The organism is Chitinophaga sp. 05T412 (genome assembly GCF_056396465.1).
The window spans coordinates 435836-458037 of sequence record NZ_JBFTLN010000002.1; the positions used below are offsets into that span (position 1 = coordinate 435836).

Genomic DNA, 22202 nt, shown 5'->3' on the forward strand with positions numbered 1-22202 from the left:
TTTGAGTTGCGTTCAGCTTATTGCTGAAAACAAAATTAATCTTCAAATTTACCGGTAGCCAACTGCTGTTTGTAAACGGCTTTCAACACCTGGTTACGACGTTTAACAGAAGGTTTAGTAAAAGACTGGCGCGTTCTCAGCTGCAGTAATATGCGAGCTTTTTCAAACTTCTTTTTGTATTTTTTAAGCGCCTTGTCTATGTTTTCGCAATCTTTAGAATCAATGATCAACATAATTTTTGCCTCTTATTTTTAGGATCGCAAAGATAACACAACATTTATAAAAAAACAAAAGACAATCAGAATTATTCTGCTTCCCCTCCTTCCGGCCCGTAAAATATGACCCATAACAGCAGATCCGGCGTAAAATTCCGGAACCGGTGAGTAGCGCCGGCAGGCACAAAAAGGAAATCGCCTACCCCTACCTGCACTTTTTTGTCTTCCAGTTCAAACTCCCCACTCCCTCTCATTACCAGGTAAATTTCATCCTGAATATGGGGTTCCTGCCCATCTATCTCCTCCGGACCAAAAATAATCCCCCGCATGGAACCGTGTTCGAACAATACAGCGAAATCATCGTCGCTTTTCTGTAGTTGTCTTAAAGACTCGGCAAAAGAGACATGGAACCTCATACTATGGCTATTTTAACGTATTCTGAGATAACCCGAATTTAAGAAAGAAACATGAATTTGAACTAAAAGTATAAAGGCATACAGCTATTTTTCCGCATGATCATACCTCTGGTATAGTCATGCGGAAAAATAGCTGTATGCCTTCGGCTTTATCGTTTTCTGCTAATCTTTCAGCTTCTTCTTCAGCAGGCTTACCTGGTCCTGGAGACTGCTCACCATATCGGCCAGGTGGTTCACGCTCATACGGCTTTGTTGTCCGGCTTTGCTGATCACTACATCAGACTGCCATAATTCCAGCACGTCCTCCATTTCCACTCCATACGGTTCAAACTGTTCGTTGTCCGATGCCAGTGTAATTTTGGATTTAGAACGATTATTTTTCTGGACTCTTTTAAACACAATGCCTCCTCTGGAAGTAACCACCACATAGGTTTCATTGTTTTTAATTTCCTCCCAACCTTCTACCTTGTGGCAAACGATGACAGATCCGGAAGTAACCGGCAGCATAKAATCCCCGGTTATTTCAAAAGCCCGGTAATCACCGGCGCCCAGCATAGGTAAGGTAAACGTATTCAGCTCCTCAATAAACTCCTCATCGTTATACCCTGCCAGATAACCGGCGGCCGCTTTTACCGGCACAAATTGTATCGCCTGCCGGGCGCTGCCCAGCTTCTGCTGACGACGCTTTTCCAGGAAGCTGTCTTTCTGGGAACCCAAATCACGACGAAGCAGATCATCGATGGAGACCCGGAACATATCACTTACCTGTTCCAGGATTTCTGTACGGGGCTCTGCACGCTCTTCCTCATATGCACCCAGCAGGGAACGCTTAATACCGAGTTTATCGGCAAACTCTTGCTGCGTCCAGGCTTTTTGCTTACGCAGATATTTCAAATTCTGACATACTACGGACATAACCTAAATAATTTAGTACCTTGCTAACAAAATTAGCAAATATTTTTATGAATTACCAAATATATTCGGGACGCTTCGCTTATTTTTGCCCGGTAAAATCCAACTCGATATGTTAAATTATATACACTCCTTTTTAAGATGGGCATTATTACTCGCTGGGATCTGGGCCGTTATCCGTTCTTTGAAGGGCGTAACAGGCAAAACACCGTTTACTGCAGCAGACAGTAAAGCAGGACTTTTCTTTATGATATTTTGTGACCTGCAGTTGTTGGTGGGACTTATCCTTTTCTTCGTAAGTCCGTTGTCACAAGCTGGCATATCCAATATGGGCGGTGCTATGAAAGATCCTGTTTTAAGATTTTTCACCGTAGAACATGAAACCATGGCTATCATTGCTATTGCACTGGTACACATTGGTAAATCTAAAATAAAGAAAGCCGCTTCCGACGCGCAAAAACATAAACTGGGGCTGATCTTCTTCGGACTGGCACTGGTGCTGATACTGGCACTGATTCCATGGCCTTTCCGCGCTGCGCTGGGCAAAGGATGGTTTTAATAACTTTTCACTACAGATATTACTGAAAATGGCGTCCTTATCAGGGACGCCATTTTCTTTTTCCGGTTTTATAGATTGACCACTGGTTAGCCTTTGTCTTTGTTATATAATCTGAACGAGTAGATATACGGCAATGCCGCCAACACAATGGCGACAAAGAAAATAATAAATACCCCCGTAATCAGCGACAGGAAAAATCCCGCTACAATAATCACCACCCCGGCACTTACCCATAAATTACTGGCCATTAGATGGGTTTCTGTCCATACGCCTGTGTTTTGTAATGTCCACGGCGTTCTGACCCCTACATAATTATTAGGCTTCAGATTGCGCAGATAAAAGCCAATACCCGTAATCAGCAACCCTACGCCGATGAATGCCCAGCGCTCCACAATAAATGATTTACCCTGGCTAACGAGAAAGATAATAACACAGGTAAAAATAGCCTGATAAGCATGTATAAGGAAACGGATGCGGTAATATTCCTTATGCTCCAGCTCTATTGCAGACGGAGTGATTTGCTTTTCCCCTGCAGCCGGAATATAGCGGAACAGGAAATAGATCAGTGCGTTTGTGAAAAAAAGGAAAATCATCAATAACAGAAAATCGCGCTTTGTGCTTACTTCTGTTGTATCTAAAGCATTTGCGTTGGTGGAGAGCACTGCCGGTATCGAATTCCAGATGATGGCAAGGTAGGCCATGGGTACCAGCAGTAACGCAAGAATCAGCAATTCTTTGGTAAAATCCGGCTGTTTCATTTGGAGGTCAGTTTAAAGGTTAAACCACTCACATACGTCCCTTTTCCTTCATTTCCATTCTCTTATCTATTACATATTGGATGCCAGTTCTGTTTATTAAAGTTACGAAAATTGAATGGTGAGAAGTTGTAATAAATTTTACTAAATTTATTAGTATTACTAAAATAATTAGTAATTTAGCAGTCCCAGATTAATCAAATAGAAGTGATTCCGGCTGGCAGGCTTGCTGCTCTACTATCCTCACCCTTTGCCCGGCCCGCCATCCGTATCGCTTTTATCCTATCGGGAATTCCGTCCTTGTTTATCCCATAAACCAACGTTTTATGATTACGCTACAACAACGGACCATTGCGCATTTTGACCTGGACTGTTTTTTCGTTTCAGTAGAATGCCAACGGGATAGCCGGTTAGCCGGACAGCCCCTGCTGGTGGGTGGCAGCAGCGACCGGGCCGTCGTGTCGGCGTGCAGCTATGAGGCCAGGCGTTATGGCATTCATTCTGCGATGCCCATGAAAACGGCGCTGCGCCTTTGTCCCCATGCTATTGTCCGCAGCGGGGACATGGAACTGTATAGTGCCAAGTCCAGAGAAGTTACGGACATCATTGCCGGGAAAGCTCCCCTGTATGAAAAGTCCTCTATCGATGAATTTTACCTGGATCTTTCGGGGATGGACAAATTTTTCGGATCGCTGAAATGGACCACCGAGCTGCGGAAAATGATTATGAAAGAATCCGGACTGCCTATTTCATTTGGACTGGCGTCTAACAAACTGGTGTCCAAAGTAGCAACAGATGAAGCAAAACCCAACGGTCAACTGGAAATACTGTTTGGGGATGAAAAAAGTTTTCTGGCACCGCTGGCGGTGGAAAAGATTCCAATGGTAGGCCGTGAAACCGGTGCCCAGCTGAGGCGCCGTGGCGTAGAAACCGTGAAGACACTGAGTGAAGTGCCCATCTCCCTGCTGGAAGCATGGATGGGGAAAACCGGGATAGCGCTCTGGAAAAAAGCCAATGGTATCGATGAATCGCCGGTAGTGCCTTTTTATGAACAAAAATCTATTTCTACGGAAAGTACTTTTCCTGCAGATACCATCGACATGGAGTTTCTACATGCTGAATTGGTACGCATGACAGAAAAAATAGCGTTTGAACTAAGACAACAAAATAAACTCACCGGCTGTGTGACACTGAAAATACGCTACTCCGACTTTGAAACTGTTACCAAACAGATGACCGTTGCCTACTGCTGCGCAGATCATGTGCTGCTACAACATGTAAAAGAACTATTCAAAAAACTGTATGATCGCCGGCAGCTGGTACGCTTGATTGGCGTACGTTTCAGCCACCTGGTACAAGGAAATTATMAGATCAGTTTATTCGATGATAAACAGGAAATGATCGCGCTGTACCAGGCGATTGATCAAATTAAAAATCGCTTTGGCTGGGAGTATTTAATGAAAGGCACCAACGTGGTACCACCTGATAAAAGAAATCAGCGGCGACCAGAAAAAGACATCATGCCGTATTTTAAAGTGAAGTAAGTAGATGAAGAGAGGCCATGATAGCAGATGCGCATAGAATAACGCATCACTGCGTATCTCATCTCCGGAAAAAACATTAGCGCATGTATACAAAATAATCAACAACAATATTACCGCGAGAGACCATGATACCAGATGCGCATAGTATAACGCATCACCGCGTATCTCATCTCCGGAAAAAAACTAACAAAATGAACCCACCCGTTCGACTATGTACTTAAACTGCAAAACATTTTTCAGCCTGCGCTATGGCACCATGCACGCAGAAATGCTCGTAAAAAAAGCGTTTGAGCTGGGTATCAGGACGCTGGCGCTCACGAATATCAACATCACTTCCGATGCATGGGAGTTTGTGGAACTTTGCCGGCAAAATGACATTAAACCCATACTGGGACTGGAATGCAGGAACGGAAACGACTTCAAATACCTGTTGCTGGCACGCAACCAGGAAGGTTGGTATGGCATCCACCATTTTTTATCCCAACAGCTGCAACAAGAAATTCCATTTCCTGATCAGGCACCTGTTATTCCCCATACCTACGCCATTTATGGATGGGGAACCCGCGATCCCACTACATTAGCCGCACATGAACTAATAGGGGTAAAACCCTGGGAACGAAATAAATTATTCCGAACAAATACACTCGCTCTTCGCAATAAACTGGTGATACTGCAACCGGTAACTTTCCAGGATGCGGAATATTTTGAACTGCATCGCCTGCTACGGGCAATAGATCAAAATATCCTGATTTCACAGCTAACACCTGCTATGACTGGCCATCCGGCAGAACAATTTATGCATCCGGCCAAACTGGTGGAACACTTTTCCGACTACCCACATATTGTGCAAAATACCCTGGAAGTCATGGAAAACTGTCAGGTAGAAATGACCTTTTCTCCCCACCTTACCCGCAATAAAAAACATTTTACCGGAAGCGTGGAAGGCGATCGCGCCAAACTACGGGAACTGGCGCTGGCAGGCATGTACTATCGCTATGGCGACGATCACGAAGAAGCCCTGCGACGAATTGAAAAAGAATTGGCCATTGTGGCGCAAATGGATTTTGAAGCCTACTTCCTGATTACCTGGGATATTGTGCGATACGCACAGGAACAGGGATTTTTCTATGTAGGACGCGGCAGCGGCGCCAATTCTATTATTGCCTACTGCATAAAAATTACTGATGTAGATCCTATAGAACTGGATTTATACTTTGAACGGTTTCTTAACCCTTCCCGCAGTTCTCCGCCGGATTTTGATATCGACTTTTCCTGGCGCGACCGCGACCAGGTGATTCAATATGTTTTTGATACCTACGGAAAAGAGTATACCGCGCTACTTGGTACAGTCACTACATTTCAGACCAACGCCATTATCCGGGAACTGGGCAAGGTATACGGACTTCCCAAAAAAGAGATCGATAAAATATTGGAAAACGGCTTTCAGCTGCAGTTAGACAATGAAGAGATTCATCGGAAAATAGCCCACTATTGCGATCTGATGGACAGAAAACCTGCTTTCCCGAATCACCTGAGCATTCATGCTGGCGGCATATTGATCAGTGACGCTCCTATCCATCATTACTGCACTACCTACCTCCCGCCGAAAGGCTTTGTGACGGCCCAACTGGATATGTGGCAGGCCGAAAGGGTCGGGCTCTATAAGTTTGATATCCTCAGCCAGCGTGGACTGGGACATATCCGGGATGCGATTGATATTATCCGCGAAAACCGGCATGTGCATATCGACATTCACAATGTGAAAGCATTCCAGATAGATACCCGGGTAAAAAATAATCTGTCTACCGTTAATACCATTGGTTGTTTTTATATCGAATCACCGGCTATGCGGCAGCTGTTGCTGAAGTTACGTTGCGATAATTACCTGTCGCTCGTAGCGGCCAGTTCGATTATTCGCCCGGGGGTAGCTCAATCCGGCATGATGAAAGAATATGTAGAGCGTTACCGCCATCCTGAGAAAGTGGTATACCTCCACCCGGTGATTGAAGAATTACTGAAAGAAACTTTTGGTATCATGGTATATCAGGAAGATGTGATTAAAGTGGCGCATCGGTTTGCCGGGCTGGAACTGGCTGATGCGGATACGCTGCGTCGCGCCATGGGTGGGAAATACCGTGATTCAGATCAACTTGCCCAAATAGCAAACCGTTTCCTGGCTAACTGTGAAGAGAGAGGACATCCCAGGCATATTGCAGAAGAAGTATGGCGGCAAATTGCCAGCTTTGCCAGTTTCTCTTTTTCGAAGGCCCACTCCGCCAGCTTCGCGGTGGAAAGTTATCAGAGCCTGTACCTGAAAACTTATTTCCCGGCAGAATTTATGGTGGCCGTTATTAACAACTTCGGCGGCTTTTACAACCGGGAACTATATTTCCGCGAACTGCAGAAAACCGGTGTAAACCTGCATCCACCCTGTATTAACAACAGTGACTACTATACCAATATCAAAGCACAGGAGGTGTATGTAGGATTCATTCATGTAGAAGGACTGGAACAACTACTCACAGAAAGAATATTGGAGAACCGGAAATTGTATGGACCCTTTGTTGACCTGGAAGATTTCACCCTCCGTATTGCGCCGGGGCCAGAGCAGCTGGAAATATTGATTCGTATTGGTTGTTTCCATTTTACCGGGCACACCAAAAAAGAATTGTTGTGGAAGAGCAGTTTGCTTGTAAAAAACAAAACTACGCAAACCCAGGCATTACCACTGTTTGGCCCTGCCACGGTTGACTGTGAATTGCCCACCCTGGCCTATCATGCACATGAAGATGCTTTTGATGAAATAGACCTGTTGGGCTTTCCCCTGCAATCGCCCTTTAGTGTACTGCAACATCAGCAAAATACGTATATGCCTGCCCGTGAGTTCGGAAAACACGTGGGATTACCGGTTACCACCCTCGGCTACCTGGTAACTACTAAGTTTTTACGCAGCAGCAAGGGGGAACCCATGTGCTTTGGGACCTTCCTGGACAGAGAAGGTACTTTCATAGATACAGTTCATTTTCCTGACAGTTTGCGTCAATTTCCTTTTCAAAAAGGTGGTTTTTATGTTTTACAGGGAAAGGTTGCCCAGGAACATGATGTAGTGACGCTGGAAATCAATAGAATGTGGAAGATTGGGTATTTTGAAGATAAAAAGCCTTAAAACCGACAAATTGTTGTATTTTTGCGACAAATGTCGGGTATTATGAAACACGTAAAAGGGTACCGCGTACAGGAAAATGCGTTGCTTATAGTAGAAGCACCTGGAGCGGCTTTCAGTGCCGGTAGCGGCTATTTTGATTTTATACAACTTTCCCGTAGTGGAATTATTAAGCAGGCATTGTTAAACCTGAGCAGGCAGCTATCTTTTTCTTTATCAGAGCTGGCGCAGGTAGTACATGTGTCTGAAAGAACATTACAGCGTTATGCAGATGATGCGAAACTCTCTGCCGATACGTCTGAGCGGGCTATATTGCTGTCTCAGCTCTATCAACGCGGCACCGAAGTATTCGGGCAACTGGAAAATTTCAAGGAATGGATGAGAACACCATTGCCAGCATTTAATTATCAAACCCCGATTTCGCTGTTGGATACTACTTTCGGGTTCCAACTGATCCAGGATGAACTGGGACGCATCGAACACGGCATCTTCGCATAATCAAACTAACTAACGAAACCCTCAACATGGAAGTATACAGGATCAGTAAGTGCGCTTACATCAATGATCTGAGTGGAACAGGTGCGCGTTTATACGGTGGACGCTGGAACAGTCCGGGACATTCTATTGTGTATACCGCGGGCAGCAGGGCATTAGCCGCCCTCGAAGTGCTGGTACACGTTCCGCTGAAAAATATTATCCAGGACTTCTGCATTGCTACCATCCATATTCCCGACAACATCGCTATTAAAGTATTGACCAAGCATGACCTGCCTTCCGGCTGGCAATCGCTTGCTCCTGATCCAACGCTGCAAGCCATTGGTGATGAATGGGCCGATACCACCAGATATGCCGTATTAAGAATTCCTTCCGTTATCATCGCAGATGAAAATAATTACCTGATAAATCCGCTTCATCCAGATGCAGCGGCCATTACCATTTCCAATACACAACCCTTTATTTTTGATCAACGACTAAAAAAATAAAGGATCAGTTATAAAACAAAATGCCACGGAATATCTCCGTGGCATTTTGTTTTATAACTTTTTATATCGCTATTCCAGGCCGAACAATCCTTTATTCAGCACCTGCAATGTTTTCTCTTTATACTGACCATTGATCAGGATAGAGATATTATGCCGGCTGCCACCATAGGAAATCATGCGCAAAGGAATTTCTTCAATGGCATCAAATAATTTGGTGATAATAGAAGGTGTTGCAGCCACTTCGTTACCTACAATTGATACGATTGTCTGGTGGTAATCCAGTTCCACCGTACCAAACGGCTGCAGTTCTTTCAGGATCTGATCAAGGTATTGCTGGTTATCGATTGTCACAGATACTGCTACTTCAGAAGTAGTGATCATATCTATAGGTGTGCGATATTTCTCGAATATTTCAAAAATCTTGCGGAGGAAACCATATGCCAGCAACATACGGCTGGATTTGATTTTAATGGCGATAATGCCATCTTTTGCCGCGATGGCTTTTACACCATTGCCATTAGGCAGCTCCGTAATAATGGTGCCTTTGGCATCTGGTTGCATGGTATTCAGCAATTTCACCGGGATGTTGAAATGCTGCGCTGGCCAGATAGAAGCCGGGTGGAGGATCTTAGCACCGAAGTAAGCCAGCTCCGCCGCTTCATCAAAAGAAAGCTGTTCGATGGGGAACGTTTTTTTCACCACCCGCGGATCATTATTGTGCATACCATCGATGTCTGTCCAGATCTGCACTTCGCTGGCTTGTATCGCGGCACCTATCAGGGAAGCGGAGTAGTCACTACCTCCACGTTTCAGGTTATCTACTTCGCCACGCGCATTGCGGCAAATGTATCCCTGAGTGATAAATATGCGCTTGTCTTTATGCTGGCTGGTAAGGGTGGCCAGTTTAATTTTTATTTTAGGAATTTCCGGTTCTTCGTATTCATCGATACTCATGAAGTCCAGCGCGGGTAATAATACCGCTGGAATGTTTGCTTCTTCCAGATAAACGCAGAACAAACGGGTAGATAATAACTCCCCTTGTGCCAGGATATCTTTATTCAGCGCTTCATTGAAAGAGATTTTCAGGATGATATTCAGAAATTCGAAGTGTTCATCAACAATCGCTTTGGCATTGGCGCGGCCGGCGTCCTGTTTCACCAGTTCATCACAAAAGTTGCGGTAGTGGCTCTCAAGCTTATCTATCTGCTGTTTCGCCTGTTCTTTTTTACCTTCTGATAGTGACTGACTAATTTCCACCAGCGCATTTGTAGTGCCTGACAGTGCAGACAGAACCACAATTTTCTGATCGTTATCGGCTGTGATCAGTTGCGCTACCGACTGCATACGCTCTGGTTTTCCCACGGAGGTTCCACCAAATTTTAACACTTTCATCTGAATGTTTTGTTTTTGCTTTAGCTACCTGAAATCCAGCATCGGCTTTATTCCTGGCGTTTTTTTATGAACGATTATGATTTAAAAATTCAAATTAAATTTTGCAGCCACTTCTTTCATATCCTTTACCACAGGGGCTATTACAGGAATTCCCTTTTCCAGCCGTTCGTGCTGCATTTCTCTTTCCGGATCTCCGGGTATCAATACTTTTTTTCCGGCTACCGGCTCTGCTGCTCTGAAGCGGCTGATCCAGGTATCCATATGCTGCTTAAATTCATCTGCCGGGCGGAAGGCGTCTACCCGCATTGCGCCGAAGAAATGCCCCAGCCCTTCCCCTACCGGGTCCGGAGCCAATGGCAAAAAGCTCACAAATGGAGGCGCCCACGGGCCATAATTGGCACCGGAAAGAACGGCCGAAAATATATCCACAATAGCTCCCAGGCAATATCCCTTGTKGCTTCCATGATCTCTGTCGCCGCCTAATGGCAACAAGGCTCCACCACTTTTGAGTTCATGAGGATTTTTACTGGGGTTGCCTTCTTTATCCTGTATCCAACCATAAGGGGCTTCCTCATTTTTGCGTTGCAGGATTTCCAATTTGCCATTGGCAGCAGTGGTTGTAGCAAAATCAGCTACAAAAGCCGGCTGTTGTTTGGCTGGAATCGCTACCGCAATAGGATTGGTTCCTAACATGCGTTCGATGGAGAAGGTAGGGGCTACCAGCGGACTGGCATTAGTCATGGCCATTCCGATCATGTCCTTTTCCAGCGCCATCATGGCATGATAGCCGGCAATACCAAAGTGATTGGAGTTTTTTACGCTCACCCAACCTGTACCTACTGCTGCCGCTTTCTGCATGGCTATTTCCATCGCAAAAGGCGCCACCACCAGTCCCAGGCCGGCATCGCCGTCAATTACGGCGGTGCTGGGCGTTTCATGTACTATCCGAATATCTGGACGGGCGTTGATCCGCTTTGCCTCCCATAAACGAACATAGCCCGATAAACGGGCTATTCCATGAGAATCTATACCACGCAAATCAGCCGACACCAGTACTTCACTGGCCAGGGCAGCATGCTCGAGGCTACATCCCATATGGATAAACACCTCTTTGGTGAATTCTCTCAAATGATGATAAGAAAAAATATGTTCCATCTGATGAGAATTAAGCCTGAGCGGTAGGACCACCAAAATTCAATGGAACGGAAACCTGTTCCTGATCCTGAATGGGGCCATGTATAGATTCGTATTTTTTGATATTATCCAGCATCGCTTTCATAAAACGCTTGGCATGCTGTGGGGTGAGTATAATGCGGGATTTAACCTTTGCCTTAGGCAGACCTGGCATCACATTCACAAAGTCTACCACAAATTCGGCATTAGAATGAGTGATGATCGCAAGATTCGCATATTGACCTTCGGCGATTTCTTCATTCAGCTCTATATTAAGCTGATTCTGTTCTTCCTGATTTTCCATGTTGTACGTTTTTGCCGTACAAAAATAGAAAAAGAGGACTCAAATGAGTCCTCTTTTTTTAGAAACCGCCGATTATCGGCTTTTAGTAATCATCATCATCAAACTTTGTGCGTAAGGTGCCGGACACCACGTACTTCTTTCCAGGGTCTGTAGACACCTGTACTTCCATATAAATACTGTCTGTTACACGTCCGCTTTTGGACTTTCCCTGACCGGGAAATACCTTTCCGGCAGTAATGGTAACAGTAGCCGTACTATTGGCATCCGGGGAATTTGTAGCAGTAAAGGACAGATCTCCGAGATTTACGTTCACCCTGGCCTTGAAATCGTCTGTAAATCCAAGACCCAGATCCTGCACCCACATCTCTTTTCCGTTATCATTAGCGGTATTGAAGGTGTTGATCTTCACATGGTCGCCCGGAACACCATTCAGTTGTCTGGTAACCCACCAGGTACCTGCCAGTTTCTCCACCTGCATATTAGGTATATCAGGCAACTCTTTTTTGCAGGAAGAAGCAATTGTCAATGCAGCGATCATCAAAGCGCCGACGAAATATCTTTTATACTTATTTGTTGTCATGGTACATAATTTTAGATCCGTATACAGTTATAGCGCCCACCATACTTTTTGATAAATAGGTACTTCGGCAGGTGTATTCTTATTTCTACTTCTTTCAACATCCGGGAATACCAATCGTTTTGGAAACTTACCGGCACCGGTAACACCGTTACGGGAGTATACCAGCTGACCCGGCACATAAGAAGGATCGGTAGAATATACCGTGCTGTACTTTGGATAACCCGTTCTGTTTTGTTCAAAGAAGCCTTCCAATGTATGGTTGCCTGGGAAGGAAGCCCATTTCTGCGTAATGATTGCTTCCAGTTTCTGGGCGAAAGTACCCGCTGCAGGGTATTCATAGGCCCCGCCAGCTTTCAGATAGGACGAATCTTTGATATCTATTTTATACTGCTGGAAAGCAGCTGCTACCCCTGCATCGTAGTATTGTTTTGCTTTTGCACCACCGTAGTAACGTTCCTGTACTTCCGCCAGCATAAACATGGTTTCTGCACGGGAAATGAGATAGGCCGTATCTATAGGGGTTTGCCTGTAATAACAGGATACATTATAGATAGGGTTCAAACTGGTGAAATCTCCCTGGTTAATACCATAATACACGCCACCTGCAGCACCCGGCGCTCTGAAGATTTTAGTCAGCCGGTTATCTTTATTCTTCTTCAGCCATAATAAAAAGGTATTGCTGGCGCGTATGTTAGTAGTGGTATTCAGGTTTCTCACATTCATTTCATACAGTGGATTATCCAGTCCGGGACCATCTTTAAAAAGGCTCAAATTGGCATCCACATCGGTCAACAGCGGAGCGTTGGCATCAATCAATGCTCTTACACCAGCTTCTGCTTCTGCTGGTTTCGCGTTGACCATACGCAGGTACATTTTTAATTTCAACGTGTTGGCAAACTTTACCCATTTGTTCATGTCGCCCTTATAAATCATATCCCGGGTCAGGTTCTCTGTCAAAATAGCTACTGTGAGATCTTTCCCTAATGCTTTGTCAATATCCGCCAACGACCATTTGTAAATGCTATAGCCGTCGTCAAACTTAGGCTGCAGTTGTGATAGTCCTCCAAATGCTTCCTGATAGGGCACCTGGTCGTACAGATCCACCAATACCTGAAAGGTATAAGCTTTCATGACTGTACCCATTAAACCAAAATTATTATCATGCAGGCTATCGCATAATTTGAGCATCACGCTATAATCTTCCAGTGCGCCTGAGAACAACATCGTGTAAAGCGCATTATAATCTGTACGCTGTATATTATAGGCATCAATGGTTTTGTACTGGTTAGAGGCATTGCTTTGTGTCCAATACTGGGACCATATACCACCTATCACAGCCCCTTCCGTTCCTATACCTGCTACCGTAGCCAGTGTTGCGGGCGGAAATAATACATAGGGCGATGCTTTATCCAGCGGTGCATTATTGGGATCATTATTGATATCCAGGTTCTTTTTGCAGGAAGTCCCCAGGAAGACTACCACTGCAAGCAGGCCGAGTAAATATTTGTTGCTATACGTTTTCATAATGCCAGAAAATTTAAATTTTTAGAAAGAAACCCTCAGGGAAGCTCCATACGACTTAGTGGTAGGCATAGACCTGAATTCACCCATTTCACTTCTCAGGTCATTTCCATAGTTAGATACTTCCGGATCTATGAAAGTATTACCTGAAGGAGTCCAGATAAACAGATTACGGGCAAATAATGTCAGTTGCACGTTGCTGGCATGAATTCTACTCGCTGCAGCAGTTGGCAAACTGTAGGAAAGCGTAATATCACGCACCTTCAGGAAGGTTTTGTCGATGATGCGTTGTTGATAAGCAAATCCTTTGTTGGTAGTATGATACCAATAAGCATCGTAGTTATCGTCTGTAATTGGAGTGGTGTTTTCTACATATACCGGTTTAAGTTCTGTACCGGTATTGATCACGGAATTGGGTATTACAAACGCTCTTCTGTCGTTCATAGTAGTCTGATACGCGTTTCCAACGAAGTAAGTCAGATCGGCGGTACCGGAATAGAACACGCCACCTTTTCTCCAATCAATTGAGCAACCCAGTGTAAAATCTTTATAGCGCCAGGTATTCACCAAACCCATGGTAAAGTMGCGCTGTGAAGTACCGTAGTAACCATCTGTTTGCGCTGCTTTTGGTAAACCTGTTGCATCGACAATGATCTTTCCTTCAGCTGTAGTAGCCGCTACCGGTGCATAGAATACGCCCAAAGGATCGCCCTGACGTGCTACAAACTTAGCGTCATAGGCGGTATTCAGTACCACTTGCTCTAAACCGGCAGGTAACTCTTCTACCCTATTCTTATTCTTGGAGAAGGTATAATTCATGGTCCAGTTGAAATTCCTCGTTTCTACCGGTACCAGATTAATAGACAATTCCACCCCTTTATTCCTTACTTTACCAAAGTTCTGTGTAATGCTGGAATAGCCAGAGCTGGGAGTTACCGGTACAGAAATGATTTGTCCGGTAGTCAGCTTATTATAAAAAGCAACATCGAAGCCCAGACGATTATGGAAGAATTTCACTTCACCTCCAACCTCGTATTCTGAACTGATTTCAGGACTGAGTTGAGGATTACCAATATTATCACCCACTGTATACCCCGGTATGCCATTGAATGGGAACAACAATGACCCGAAAGGCAACAAAATAATTTCTCCGGTATTTAAAACTGTTTTAGTCAGATAAGGTCCAGCATCGTTACCTGTTTTACCCCAACTGGCGCGCAGTTTCGCAAAAGAAATTCCGCTGGGGTCCATTTTTAATGCCTGAGATAAGATGAAGGCCGCATTTACTGCCGGGTAGAAGTAGCTGTTATTTTTGTCTGGTAAGGTAGATGACCAGTCGTTACGGGCATTCACTGTCAGGAACAGATAATCGTGATAACCAACTGTGGCCTGTGCATACAAACCATACAGTCTGCGTGTAAACTCCTGTGTAGTAGAAACAGGTGCATTGGGCGAGTTAGAAATCACGTAGAATCCCGGAATAGTCAATCCTTTTACGGCAGAATTGAAAAGCTTTCCTTCCCGTTGGTTCAGGTTAAAACCAACTACTCCATCGAGGGTAAAATCTGATGATAATTTTTTATTAACAGAGAGCATCAGGTCGGAATTGTACTCACCTCTGTAATCGGTATACTCGCGTACATAACCTACGTCTTCTGCACGCTGAGAGCCTTCTACGTTGTTACCGTCGTTCCAGCTGCCGGCAGTAGGTCTGTTCTTAGCTTTATAGGCATTCGAACCGGTGTTGGTGAGGTCCGCACCAACACGCCATTCAGCATTTAACCAATCGTTGATACCATACTTGAGGAAAATATTTCCGAACACCCGGTTACTCCTGAGATTGTTCCCATTTTCATATAATGAATAATAAGGGTTCTCTGCGTACGGAGTGAAATAATTATCTACGTTGTAGAATTTACCTTTGTAATCCTTAAACTGAGAAATATTAATATCCACGGGAATCTGGATAATATCTTCAAACAGTGAAGAACCAAGACCAGCCTCGCTACGTGTAGATGGCGCCTTGGCATTTTTATTCACGTAATTGAAGGAAGCAGCCGCAGAGAATTTTCCATATTTGGTAGTAGCCCTGACAGAAAATGTATTTCTTTTGTAAGAATCCGCATCTGTAGGCAGTACTCCATCACTATATACATTACCGTATGACAACAGGAAGGTAGAGGTTTCATTACCACCGCTGAGTGCTACCGTATTGTTATATTCCTTTCCGGTAGTGAAGTAATTACGTACATTATTTTTCACAAAAGAAAATGGTTTGGATAGTTGGTCACCATCAACTGTAGCACCCCACTTCTTGTTTTCACCGGTTAAACGAGGTCCCCAGCTGCCGTTTTCAGACAGAATGAAAGTACCTCCCCAGCCCTGACCGAATTGCTCCTGCATGGTTGGTAGCATTGCTACCCTGGAATAGTCTGCGGAAGAAGCTATATCGACTTTCAGCTTACCGCTTCTTCCTTTTTTAGTGGTGATTAATACAACGCCGCTGGCTGCCCTGGAACCATAAATAGCGGTAGCTGCGGCGCCCTTCAGAATACTGATGGCTTCGATGTCATTGGGGTTAATATCATTAGCATTGTTACCAAAATCATAACCACCCGTGATGTTGCTACCCTTGATATCTGTGGATCCGGGACGATCATTGTTTAGTGGTACCCCATCTACCACATACAGTGGTTGGTTATTTCCCTGCAAGGAAGAATAACCGCGCAGGATAACTTTGTTGGAAGCGCCCGGAGAACCGCTGATGGTGGATATTTCAGCACCGGCGATTTTACCGGACAAGCCATCCATCATACTTACAGGTGCTACTCTGTTAATTTGCTCTGTAGCAAAACTGGTGGTAGCATAACCTACCGTTTTCTTTTCTCTTACCAGTCCTAAACCGGTCACTACTATTTCCTGTAAATTTTTGTTGTCGGATGCCAACACAATACTGAGTACATTGTCACTCCCCACCGTAATTTCGCGCGTTTTAAATCCAACGCTTCTTACGACCAGCACGGTTCCTGTCTCAGCGACATTTAACTGAAACACCCCACTTGGGTTTGCAGTGGTACCGGTGTTAGTACCTTTTATCTGAATGGTGGCAAATGGAACGGGATTACCATCATTTCCCTTGACTGTGCCTGTAACCTTTCGCTGCTGCGAATAGGCCAGGCTTACAAGTGCCATAAGCACGGCAAAAAGGAGTAGAACCTTTTTCATAAATAATTCAGGTTTTGGTTGAAAAAGAAATAAACATTGAGTCTTACAAGTTGCCTTATTATTGGGCAACAGCAGATTATTACACCAGATATTATCTGATGCTTCATCATGCTGCTCGCATAAGCAATAGCATACCTATCCCATATCGCATCCTTTGATGCAATCACTAAATATCATGAGATATCCTGTTCCCCAACAAAGGGAAATATGGGCACATTATATACCGTATGGGCTCACGGTATGACTATGTAAAAGGACAATTACCTTTCTTCATAAACAGTTCAGATTTTGGTTGTTTAAATATTCATCTTGTATTCCRAAAAATTAAGCGAAATACAATTAATCTATTATTGACGACTGGTTCAGATATTATTACAGAAAAGGCTACTGAGCATTACATTCCAGGTGTTGGTAGAAGTCCAGGCTAATGTGATGAATCCTAATGTGATTGTGGCTAATTGGGTACTATTCTTTAGGTTGAATGCAATTTATCTTGAATCACAAGCTACTACTCATAAAGAAGGTTCCACTCATAAAGCAAATTAGATTTAGATTTCGGTTGACTATCACAAGTTAGAAAAAAAAAGAATGCCGTACTCAATCTCGTTAACATTTTTTTAACTGGCTGTAAAGATGACGATTCAATAGTTTGATAATCAAGATGATTAATTCGTCTATTTTTCTACCTGCCTATCAGATATTGCCATTGAAATTGAAGCATTGTTTTTTTGTTGCCTTTGATCCTGTCATTACCACTACCTATCTGATCGGCATCCTGATAAATGGATTGATGAAAACGCCACCAGCCGGAAAGCCGACGATTCACTTTCCATTTTACATTCCCGTAATATTGCCAACCGCGGCCATATAGCTGGGATACAGCGTTCTCATATAATACACTACTTTCTGTGGCATAAATACGTGCGTCATAGCTACTGGTTTGAAAACGCGACAAGCGTGCGTTAACGGAAACGGGTAAACGCTTAAAATGATATCCTGCATCCAGATACATCATCCACCCCTGCTGTGTGATGGCAGCGGTATGATATCGGCTGCTTTCCAATCGCAGTTTTGTGTTGAATTGCTTGTGCTGTTGCCAATCCCACTGTATACGTATGTGCGTTGCCGTTATTACCTCCGGCGCTTTAACCGGGTTATCGGGTAACAATACATTTTCGGCGCCCTGCCTACAACTATAACGGCATTGCCAGGTCATTCTTTTATTAAGGGCATAACTCCCGGACATGAAAAACTCCTGTCCGGCGGAAGGCGCATTAATACGATATTTCAGCCAGGGAAATTGAAAGAAGTCAGCATACCCATCCAGTTTACACCGGGCATTTATCCGCAGTGTGAGTCCCATGTATATGCCCGTTTCATTCTGGGTGCGGTAACTATCTCCGAACCCTTTCGCAAAAAAGGACTGATAAGCTTTATCATAGTAACGATATAGCAATGCAACATCTGCGGCAGGCGCAATGCTGGTGAGCAGTCCTTGTACAAAGGCAAGTTTTCCGTTATCACTGGCGGCCAGCTCACCGAATACATGCACATTTTTCCAGCTGCCCGCATAGTCAATACTGCCACCTACCAACTGCTGACCACGAAAGTCGAACTGATTATAAGGAGCGATCTTTTCCTGCAGGGCGGGTGTAAATCGTTGTCCAATCACATTTCCACCCAATTGCCAGCGATGCGTTACATACCGGATATTTCCACCGGCAATACCTGCCTGTACCTTCCCTCGCTTGCTGATTTCAGCCGCCGTGCGATGATAACCGCTGCTGTTCACGCTTTCCGCTACCAACTCCTCCATCAGTGTATCCGTGCTGGCATCCTGTTTACGCCAGGACCCGAATGCAGTTACTTCCCAATGCCGCTGCTGCAGTGTGATAGCGGCGCCTCTGAAAAAATAAAACTCGCCCGGAGAGGTATACGGCCGCAACACTTCCCCTTCCCGTTTTATCTGCATCACAGAGGCTCCCTTGCCATAGGCCTGCGCCTGCCAGCTCAACAGTCCTTGTCCAAGATTAACGGTATAATCACCCAAAGCCAATGCTTTTATCTTCCCAACATTCCTGATAAAAAGATGAGCACTGTAGAAGTCGAATCCCCGTTGCTGCGCACCTTTAAAAAGCGCTTCTCCGGCGTCTTTCTCCATTACCACCCCCCAACTGATGTATCGGGGAAAGTTATAACGGTAACGTATAAACAGTTTTTCGGGGCTTCCCATATAAGCAGGCTGGGTGCTGTCGGTATGCTGGTATCCTTTTGCTTTTTCCAGCGGACGTGCGTAACGCAGCAGCACCGCATGGTCACCTTTATGTAAATAGTCTTGCATGGTGTAATGCGGCGCCAGGTCGTTTCCTACTGTGACATAAGGGAGTATGCGCCGGATCACTTCCGGTTCAAAACCAGGGATGGCCTGTAGTTCATAGATGCTCAGCAGGTCTCCCAACACCAAACGATACTGCAGGAAATAGCTGATCTGTAGCGGCGTTAACAAGCCAAGCGATTGCAGGGTCGCCTCGTCCGCCGTATTCAGGGATATGCGGTGCCGTGTCAGTGCATTTAGCCGTTGCCATTGCGCATCGTCTTCTGATACCGCTTCCGTGCCGGCGGTTGTTTGTTCCAGGTTATTGGCCATTACTGCCGGCAGTGACTCCTCTTGTTGTTGTGCCATGGCAGCCCTGCATAGATACAACAGTAACGCGCCGCAAATTATTCCGCAGCGGGTGGCGTAGCAGGTTGCCATATCAGCGATGTTGAAGGAGTGATACCTAGTTGTGGATGAAAGCCGGCGGCAATATCTATACGCAGAGAGCGCAGATAAAAAATCACGGCCGCATTATGATAAGCCGGCCCGGATGCTATGCCCATTTCCAGTGCCAGGGCGCTGATCAGCCGATAATAAACTGCTGCTTTTATACTGGTCATGCTACCTGTACTGGTAACCATGGCCGTTAGCAGGCAATCGCGGGAGGCTTCGAAACCTGCGCCACCACTATAGCTCACCTCTTTACCACTCCCTTTACGCACCTGCAGGCCGGTATGCACTCTCTCGTTGTAATGCCACAATATCCCCGCATCAACGCTCAAAGCGCTGGCAGTACCGGCACCCTGCACGGCAGTAGATTCATAATTAAATTGTAGGCCTATACCAGCCCTACGCCCGAGATTACGGCCATAGGCGCCGCTCAGCTGCTGCTGATGCCAGGCACTGTTGCCCAAACGCACCAGGCTACCGCCAAATGTACCACCCGGCGTAGGAAACGCCATCATCACCGCATATAAAGATGCCGCCTTCAATAAAAATCTGTTCTCTGAATAAATACCGGCGCTAAATACCGGCAAATCCGATAATCCGGCAGGATGATTCCATACCGACACGATCTGCTGAAAATGACGGCTATAACTGCCAATGCCGGCATTCTTGCCGATAGGCAGCAATAAAGATTGCGCAGATAACAGGGAGATCCACCACGTGGATACAAGGGTTAACATGAAATGTTTCATCCGGAATTTGCGTTTAACAATAAATGCAGCGGATAGCATACAATAGTTGGGTTAACGGCTATCCACTACAACAAAGGTAGGTACCCTTTAATGACAATCTGTTAATGAAACATAAATAGAGCGAAAAGCAGAAAGCAGAAAGCAAAAAGCTATTGTAGCGAGTGATATACGCGACAATAGCTTTTTGCTTTCTGCTTTATGCTTTCTGCTCTTTATTTACTAGTTCCTCCTAGAATAATCCATACAACTGAGAATCAATTTTGGAAATAATTTCTCCCAGATCCTCATCACTTTCCGGAAATTTATTTTTATCAATATCAATAATCAACAAAGGACCTTCATCATACTTCTCGATCCAGTTGTTATAATATTCGTTGAGGCGTTTCAGATAGTCCAAACGGATATTCTCTTCATACTCTCTTCCTCGTTTCTGGATTTGCGCCACCAGCGTAGGAACGGAGGCCTGCAGATAAATCAGCAGATCCGGTGGCTTCACCATGCTTTTCAGCGTTTCAAAGAAGTTGAAGTAGTTATCGAAATCACGCTTGGTCATCAATCCCATTTCATAGAGGTTGGGCGCAAAAATGTGCGCATCCTCATAGATGGTGCGATCCTGGATCACCGTTTCTTTTCCGTTCTGCACTTCCAGCAGTTGCTTTAACCTGCCGTTCAGAAAATACACCTGCAGGTTGAAAGACCAGCGGGGCATATCTTCATAAAAATCATTCAAATATGGGTTGTGTTCTACATCTTCATATTGCGGATGCCATTTGTAATGACGACACAGCATTTCTGTTAATGTAGTTTTGCCAGCTCCGATATTTCCGGCGATAGCGATATGCTTTATCTTATTCTGTTTTGCCATGCGATGATAGGTGGTAAATATTGAAAATAGCTACAGTTGGCGACTTTTTCAATAATAATTTAAACCAATAAGTTTTCTCGCCTGTTGCAAAGTTTGTGCCGCATTCGCTCTTGCCTTCTCTGCACCGGCTTTCATAATTTTCTCCAGATAGTTAGTATCCCTTTGCAATTCTTTCGCTCTTTCACGGATAGGAGAAATGAACTTCACCATATCTAATCCCAGCTGTCCTTTCAGATCTCCAAAGCGCATATTACCAGTGGTATTCCATTGGTCTGTGAAGAAAGGCGCAGCGTCTGGTGCAGATACCAACTTCATTAAATCCAGCAGGTTTTGCACAGAATCCGGAATAGGTGTACCTGGAACACCAGTACCAGTATCGGATTTAGCCTTCTTCACCTTTTCTATAATCAGTTTATCCTCATCTGCCAGATAAAGCGTAGCCATTTCATTTTCGCTTTTACTCATTTTTCCTTCACCATCGAGGCTGGGAATACGCACCAGTCCATCTCCATAGTTGAATGCTTCCGGCTCAGGGAACAAATCTCCATAACGATGATTGAAACGTTGTGCAAAGTTGCGGGCCATTTCCAGGTGTTGTCCCTGATCCTTACCTACCGGCACTTTTACTGCACGCTGAATTAATATATCCACACTCATGAGGACTGGATAAGTCAGCAATCCCGCATTCACGTTCTGTGGCTGCAAACGTACTTTATCTTTGAACGTAGGTACTCTTTCCAGCTCGCCCACATAGGCCAGCATATTCATCAGCAAATACAATTCTGGTATTTCAGGAATATCGCTCTGCGCATACAACGCTACTTTCTCCGGATCAAGTCCGGAAGCAATATTCTCCGCCAGCACCCTCATTACATTACCTTTCAGGTCCTTAGGATCAGGATGTGTTGTTAATGAGTGCCAGTCTGCCACAAAAAAGTAGCAGTTAAATTCTTCCTGCATCCGGATATAATTACGGATTGCGCCAAAATAGTTGCCTAAATGCAAATAACCGGTGGGGCGTATGCCGCTTACCACAATTTCTTTTTGAGTAGCCATAACAGGGCGCAATTTAATCAAAA

Annotated in this window: 19 protein-coding genes; 5 read left to right on the forward strand and 14 right to left on the reverse strand. The window is 44.8% G+C overall.

What is annotated here, in order from left to right; translation table 11 throughout:
* Window positions 1–35: 35 nt before the first annotated feature.
* From rpsU to AC1DFM_RS05405, 3 genes are all read right to left on the reverse strand, one after another.
* Window positions 36–233, reverse strand: a complete 198-nt coding sequence (rpsU, locus tag AC1DFM_RS05395) for a 30S ribosomal protein S21 (protein WP_079470678.1) — start codon at window positions 231–233, stop codon at window positions 36–38.
* 71 nt (window positions 234–304) lie between these two features.
* Window positions 305–631 (reverse strand): cupin domain-containing protein, encoded by a 327-nt coding sequence (locus tag AC1DFM_RS05400; protein ID WP_477075698.1) that lies wholly within the window; start codon window positions 629–631, stop codon window positions 305–307.
* Between the two features lie 162 nt (window positions 632–793).
* The gene (locus tag AC1DFM_RS05405) at window positions 794–1546 is read right to left on the reverse strand and encodes an XRE family transcriptional regulator (RefSeq protein ID WP_477075699.1); all 753 of its coding nucleotides are present in this window, start codon (window positions 1544–1546) and stop codon (window positions 794–796) included.
* Window positions 1547–1655: 109 nt separating this feature from the next.
* Here AC1DFM_RS05405 and AC1DFM_RS05410 point away from each other — a divergent pair, with 109 nt between their 5' ends.
* The gene (locus tag AC1DFM_RS05410; RefSeq protein ID WP_291917433.1) at window positions 1656–2102 is read left to right on the forward strand and encodes a hypothetical protein; all 447 of its coding nucleotides are present in this window, start codon (window positions 1656–1658) and stop codon (window positions 2100–2102) included.
* An 86-nt stretch (window positions 2103–2188) separates the two neighbouring features.
* On the opposite strand, the gene AC1DFM_RS05415 is transcribed toward AC1DFM_RS05410, so the two are convergent.
* On the reverse strand, window positions 2189–2860 hold the full coding sequence (locus AC1DFM_RS05415; protein ID WP_477075700.1) for an SdpI family protein: 672 nt from the start codon (window positions 2858–2860) through the stop codon (window positions 2189–2191).
* A 323-nt stretch (window positions 2861–3183) separates the two neighbouring features.
* Between AC1DFM_RS05415 and dinB the strand changes: the two genes are divergently transcribed.
* The 4 genes from dinB to AC1DFM_RS05435 all read left to right on the forward strand — a co-directional run bounded on the left by dinB (window position 3184) and on the right by AC1DFM_RS05435 (window position 8547).
* Entirely contained in the window at window positions 3184–4401 is a 1218-nt protein-coding gene (gene dinB / locus AC1DFM_RS05420; protein ID WP_477075701.1) for a DNA polymerase IV, read from the forward strand.
* 211 nt (window positions 4402–4612) lie between these two features.
* Window positions 4613–7567, forward strand: coding sequence for a DNA polymerase III subunit alpha (locus AC1DFM_RS05425; protein WP_477075702.1), 2955 nt, complete (start codon window positions 4613–4615; stop codon window positions 7565–7567).
* Between the two features lie 42 nt (window positions 7568–7609).
* Window positions 7610–8062, forward strand: coding sequence for a type II RES/Xre toxin-antitoxin system antitoxin (gene parS, locus AC1DFM_RS05430; protein ID WP_477075703.1), 453 nt, complete (start codon window positions 7610–7612; stop codon window positions 8060–8062).
* A gap of 26 nt (window positions 8063–8088) precedes the next feature.
* Complete coding sequence (locus tag AC1DFM_RS05435) at window positions 8089–8547, forward strand: RES family NAD+ phosphorylase (protein ID WP_477075704.1); 459 nt, start codon at window positions 8089–8091, stop codon at window positions 8545–8547.
* A 69-nt stretch (window positions 8548–8616) separates the two neighbouring features.
* Here the strand turns inward: AC1DFM_RS05435 and AC1DFM_RS05440 are convergent, their stop codons facing one another.
* The 10 genes from AC1DFM_RS05440 to trpS all read right to left on the reverse strand — a co-directional run bounded on the left by AC1DFM_RS05440 (window position 8617) and on the right by trpS (window position 22179).
* A complete protein-coding gene (locus AC1DFM_RS05440; protein WP_477075705.1) occupies window positions 8617–9939 on the reverse strand; it encodes an aspartate kinase in 1323 nt (440 codons plus the stop codon).
* A gap of 81 nt (window positions 9940–10020) precedes the next feature.
* Complete coding sequence (locus AC1DFM_RS05445; RefSeq protein ID WP_477075706.1) at window positions 10021–11094, reverse strand: Ldh family oxidoreductase; 1074 nt, start codon at window positions 11092–11094, stop codon at window positions 10021–10023.
* Window positions 11095–11104: 10 nt separating this feature from the next.
* The gene (locus tag AC1DFM_RS05450) at window positions 11105–11416 is read right to left on the reverse strand and encodes a DUF3467 domain-containing protein (protein ID WP_291917457.1); all 312 of its coding nucleotides are present in this window, start codon (window positions 11414–11416) and stop codon (window positions 11105–11107) included.
* Between the two features lie 82 nt (window positions 11417–11498).
* A complete protein-coding gene (locus AC1DFM_RS05455) occupies window positions 11499–11996 on the reverse strand; it encodes a lipid-binding protein (protein WP_477075707.1) in 498 nt (165 codons plus the stop codon).
* Window positions 11997–12023: 27 nt separating this feature from the next.
* A complete protein-coding gene (locus AC1DFM_RS05460) occupies window positions 12024–13520 on the reverse strand; it encodes a SusD/RagB family nutrient-binding outer membrane lipoprotein (protein WP_477075708.1) in 1497 nt (498 codons plus the stop codon).
* Between the two features lie 21 nt (window positions 13521–13541).
* Window positions 13542–16742 carry a SusC/RagA family TonB-linked outer membrane protein gene (locus AC1DFM_RS05465; protein WP_477075709.1) on the reverse strand — a complete coding sequence of 1067 codons (3201 nt, stop codon included), beginning with the start codon at window positions 16740–16742 and terminating at the stop codon, window positions 13542–13544.
* Window positions 16743–17424: 682 nt separating this feature from the next.
* Complete coding sequence (locus tag AC1DFM_RS05470; RefSeq protein ID WP_477075710.1) at window positions 17425–19497, reverse strand: ComEA family DNA-binding protein; 2073 nt, start codon at window positions 19495–19497, stop codon at window positions 17425–17427.
* Complete coding sequence (locus AC1DFM_RS05475) at window positions 19464–20258, reverse strand: hypothetical protein (protein ID WP_477075711.1); 795 nt, start codon at window positions 20256–20258, stop codon at window positions 19464–19466. The genes AC1DFM_RS05470 and AC1DFM_RS05475 overlap by 34 nt, the downstream gene beginning before the upstream one ends.
* A 229-nt stretch (window positions 20259–20487) precedes the next feature.
* Entirely contained in the window at window positions 20488–21123 is a 636-nt protein-coding gene (locus tag AC1DFM_RS05480; protein WP_291917476.1) for a deoxynucleoside kinase, read from the reverse strand.
* A gap of 48 nt (window positions 21124–21171) precedes the next feature.
* A complete protein-coding gene (trpS, locus tag AC1DFM_RS05485) occupies window positions 21172–22179 on the reverse strand; it encodes a tryptophan--tRNA ligase (protein WP_477075712.1) in 1008 nt (335 codons plus the stop codon).
* Between the last annotated feature and the right edge of the window lie 23 nt (window positions 22180–22202).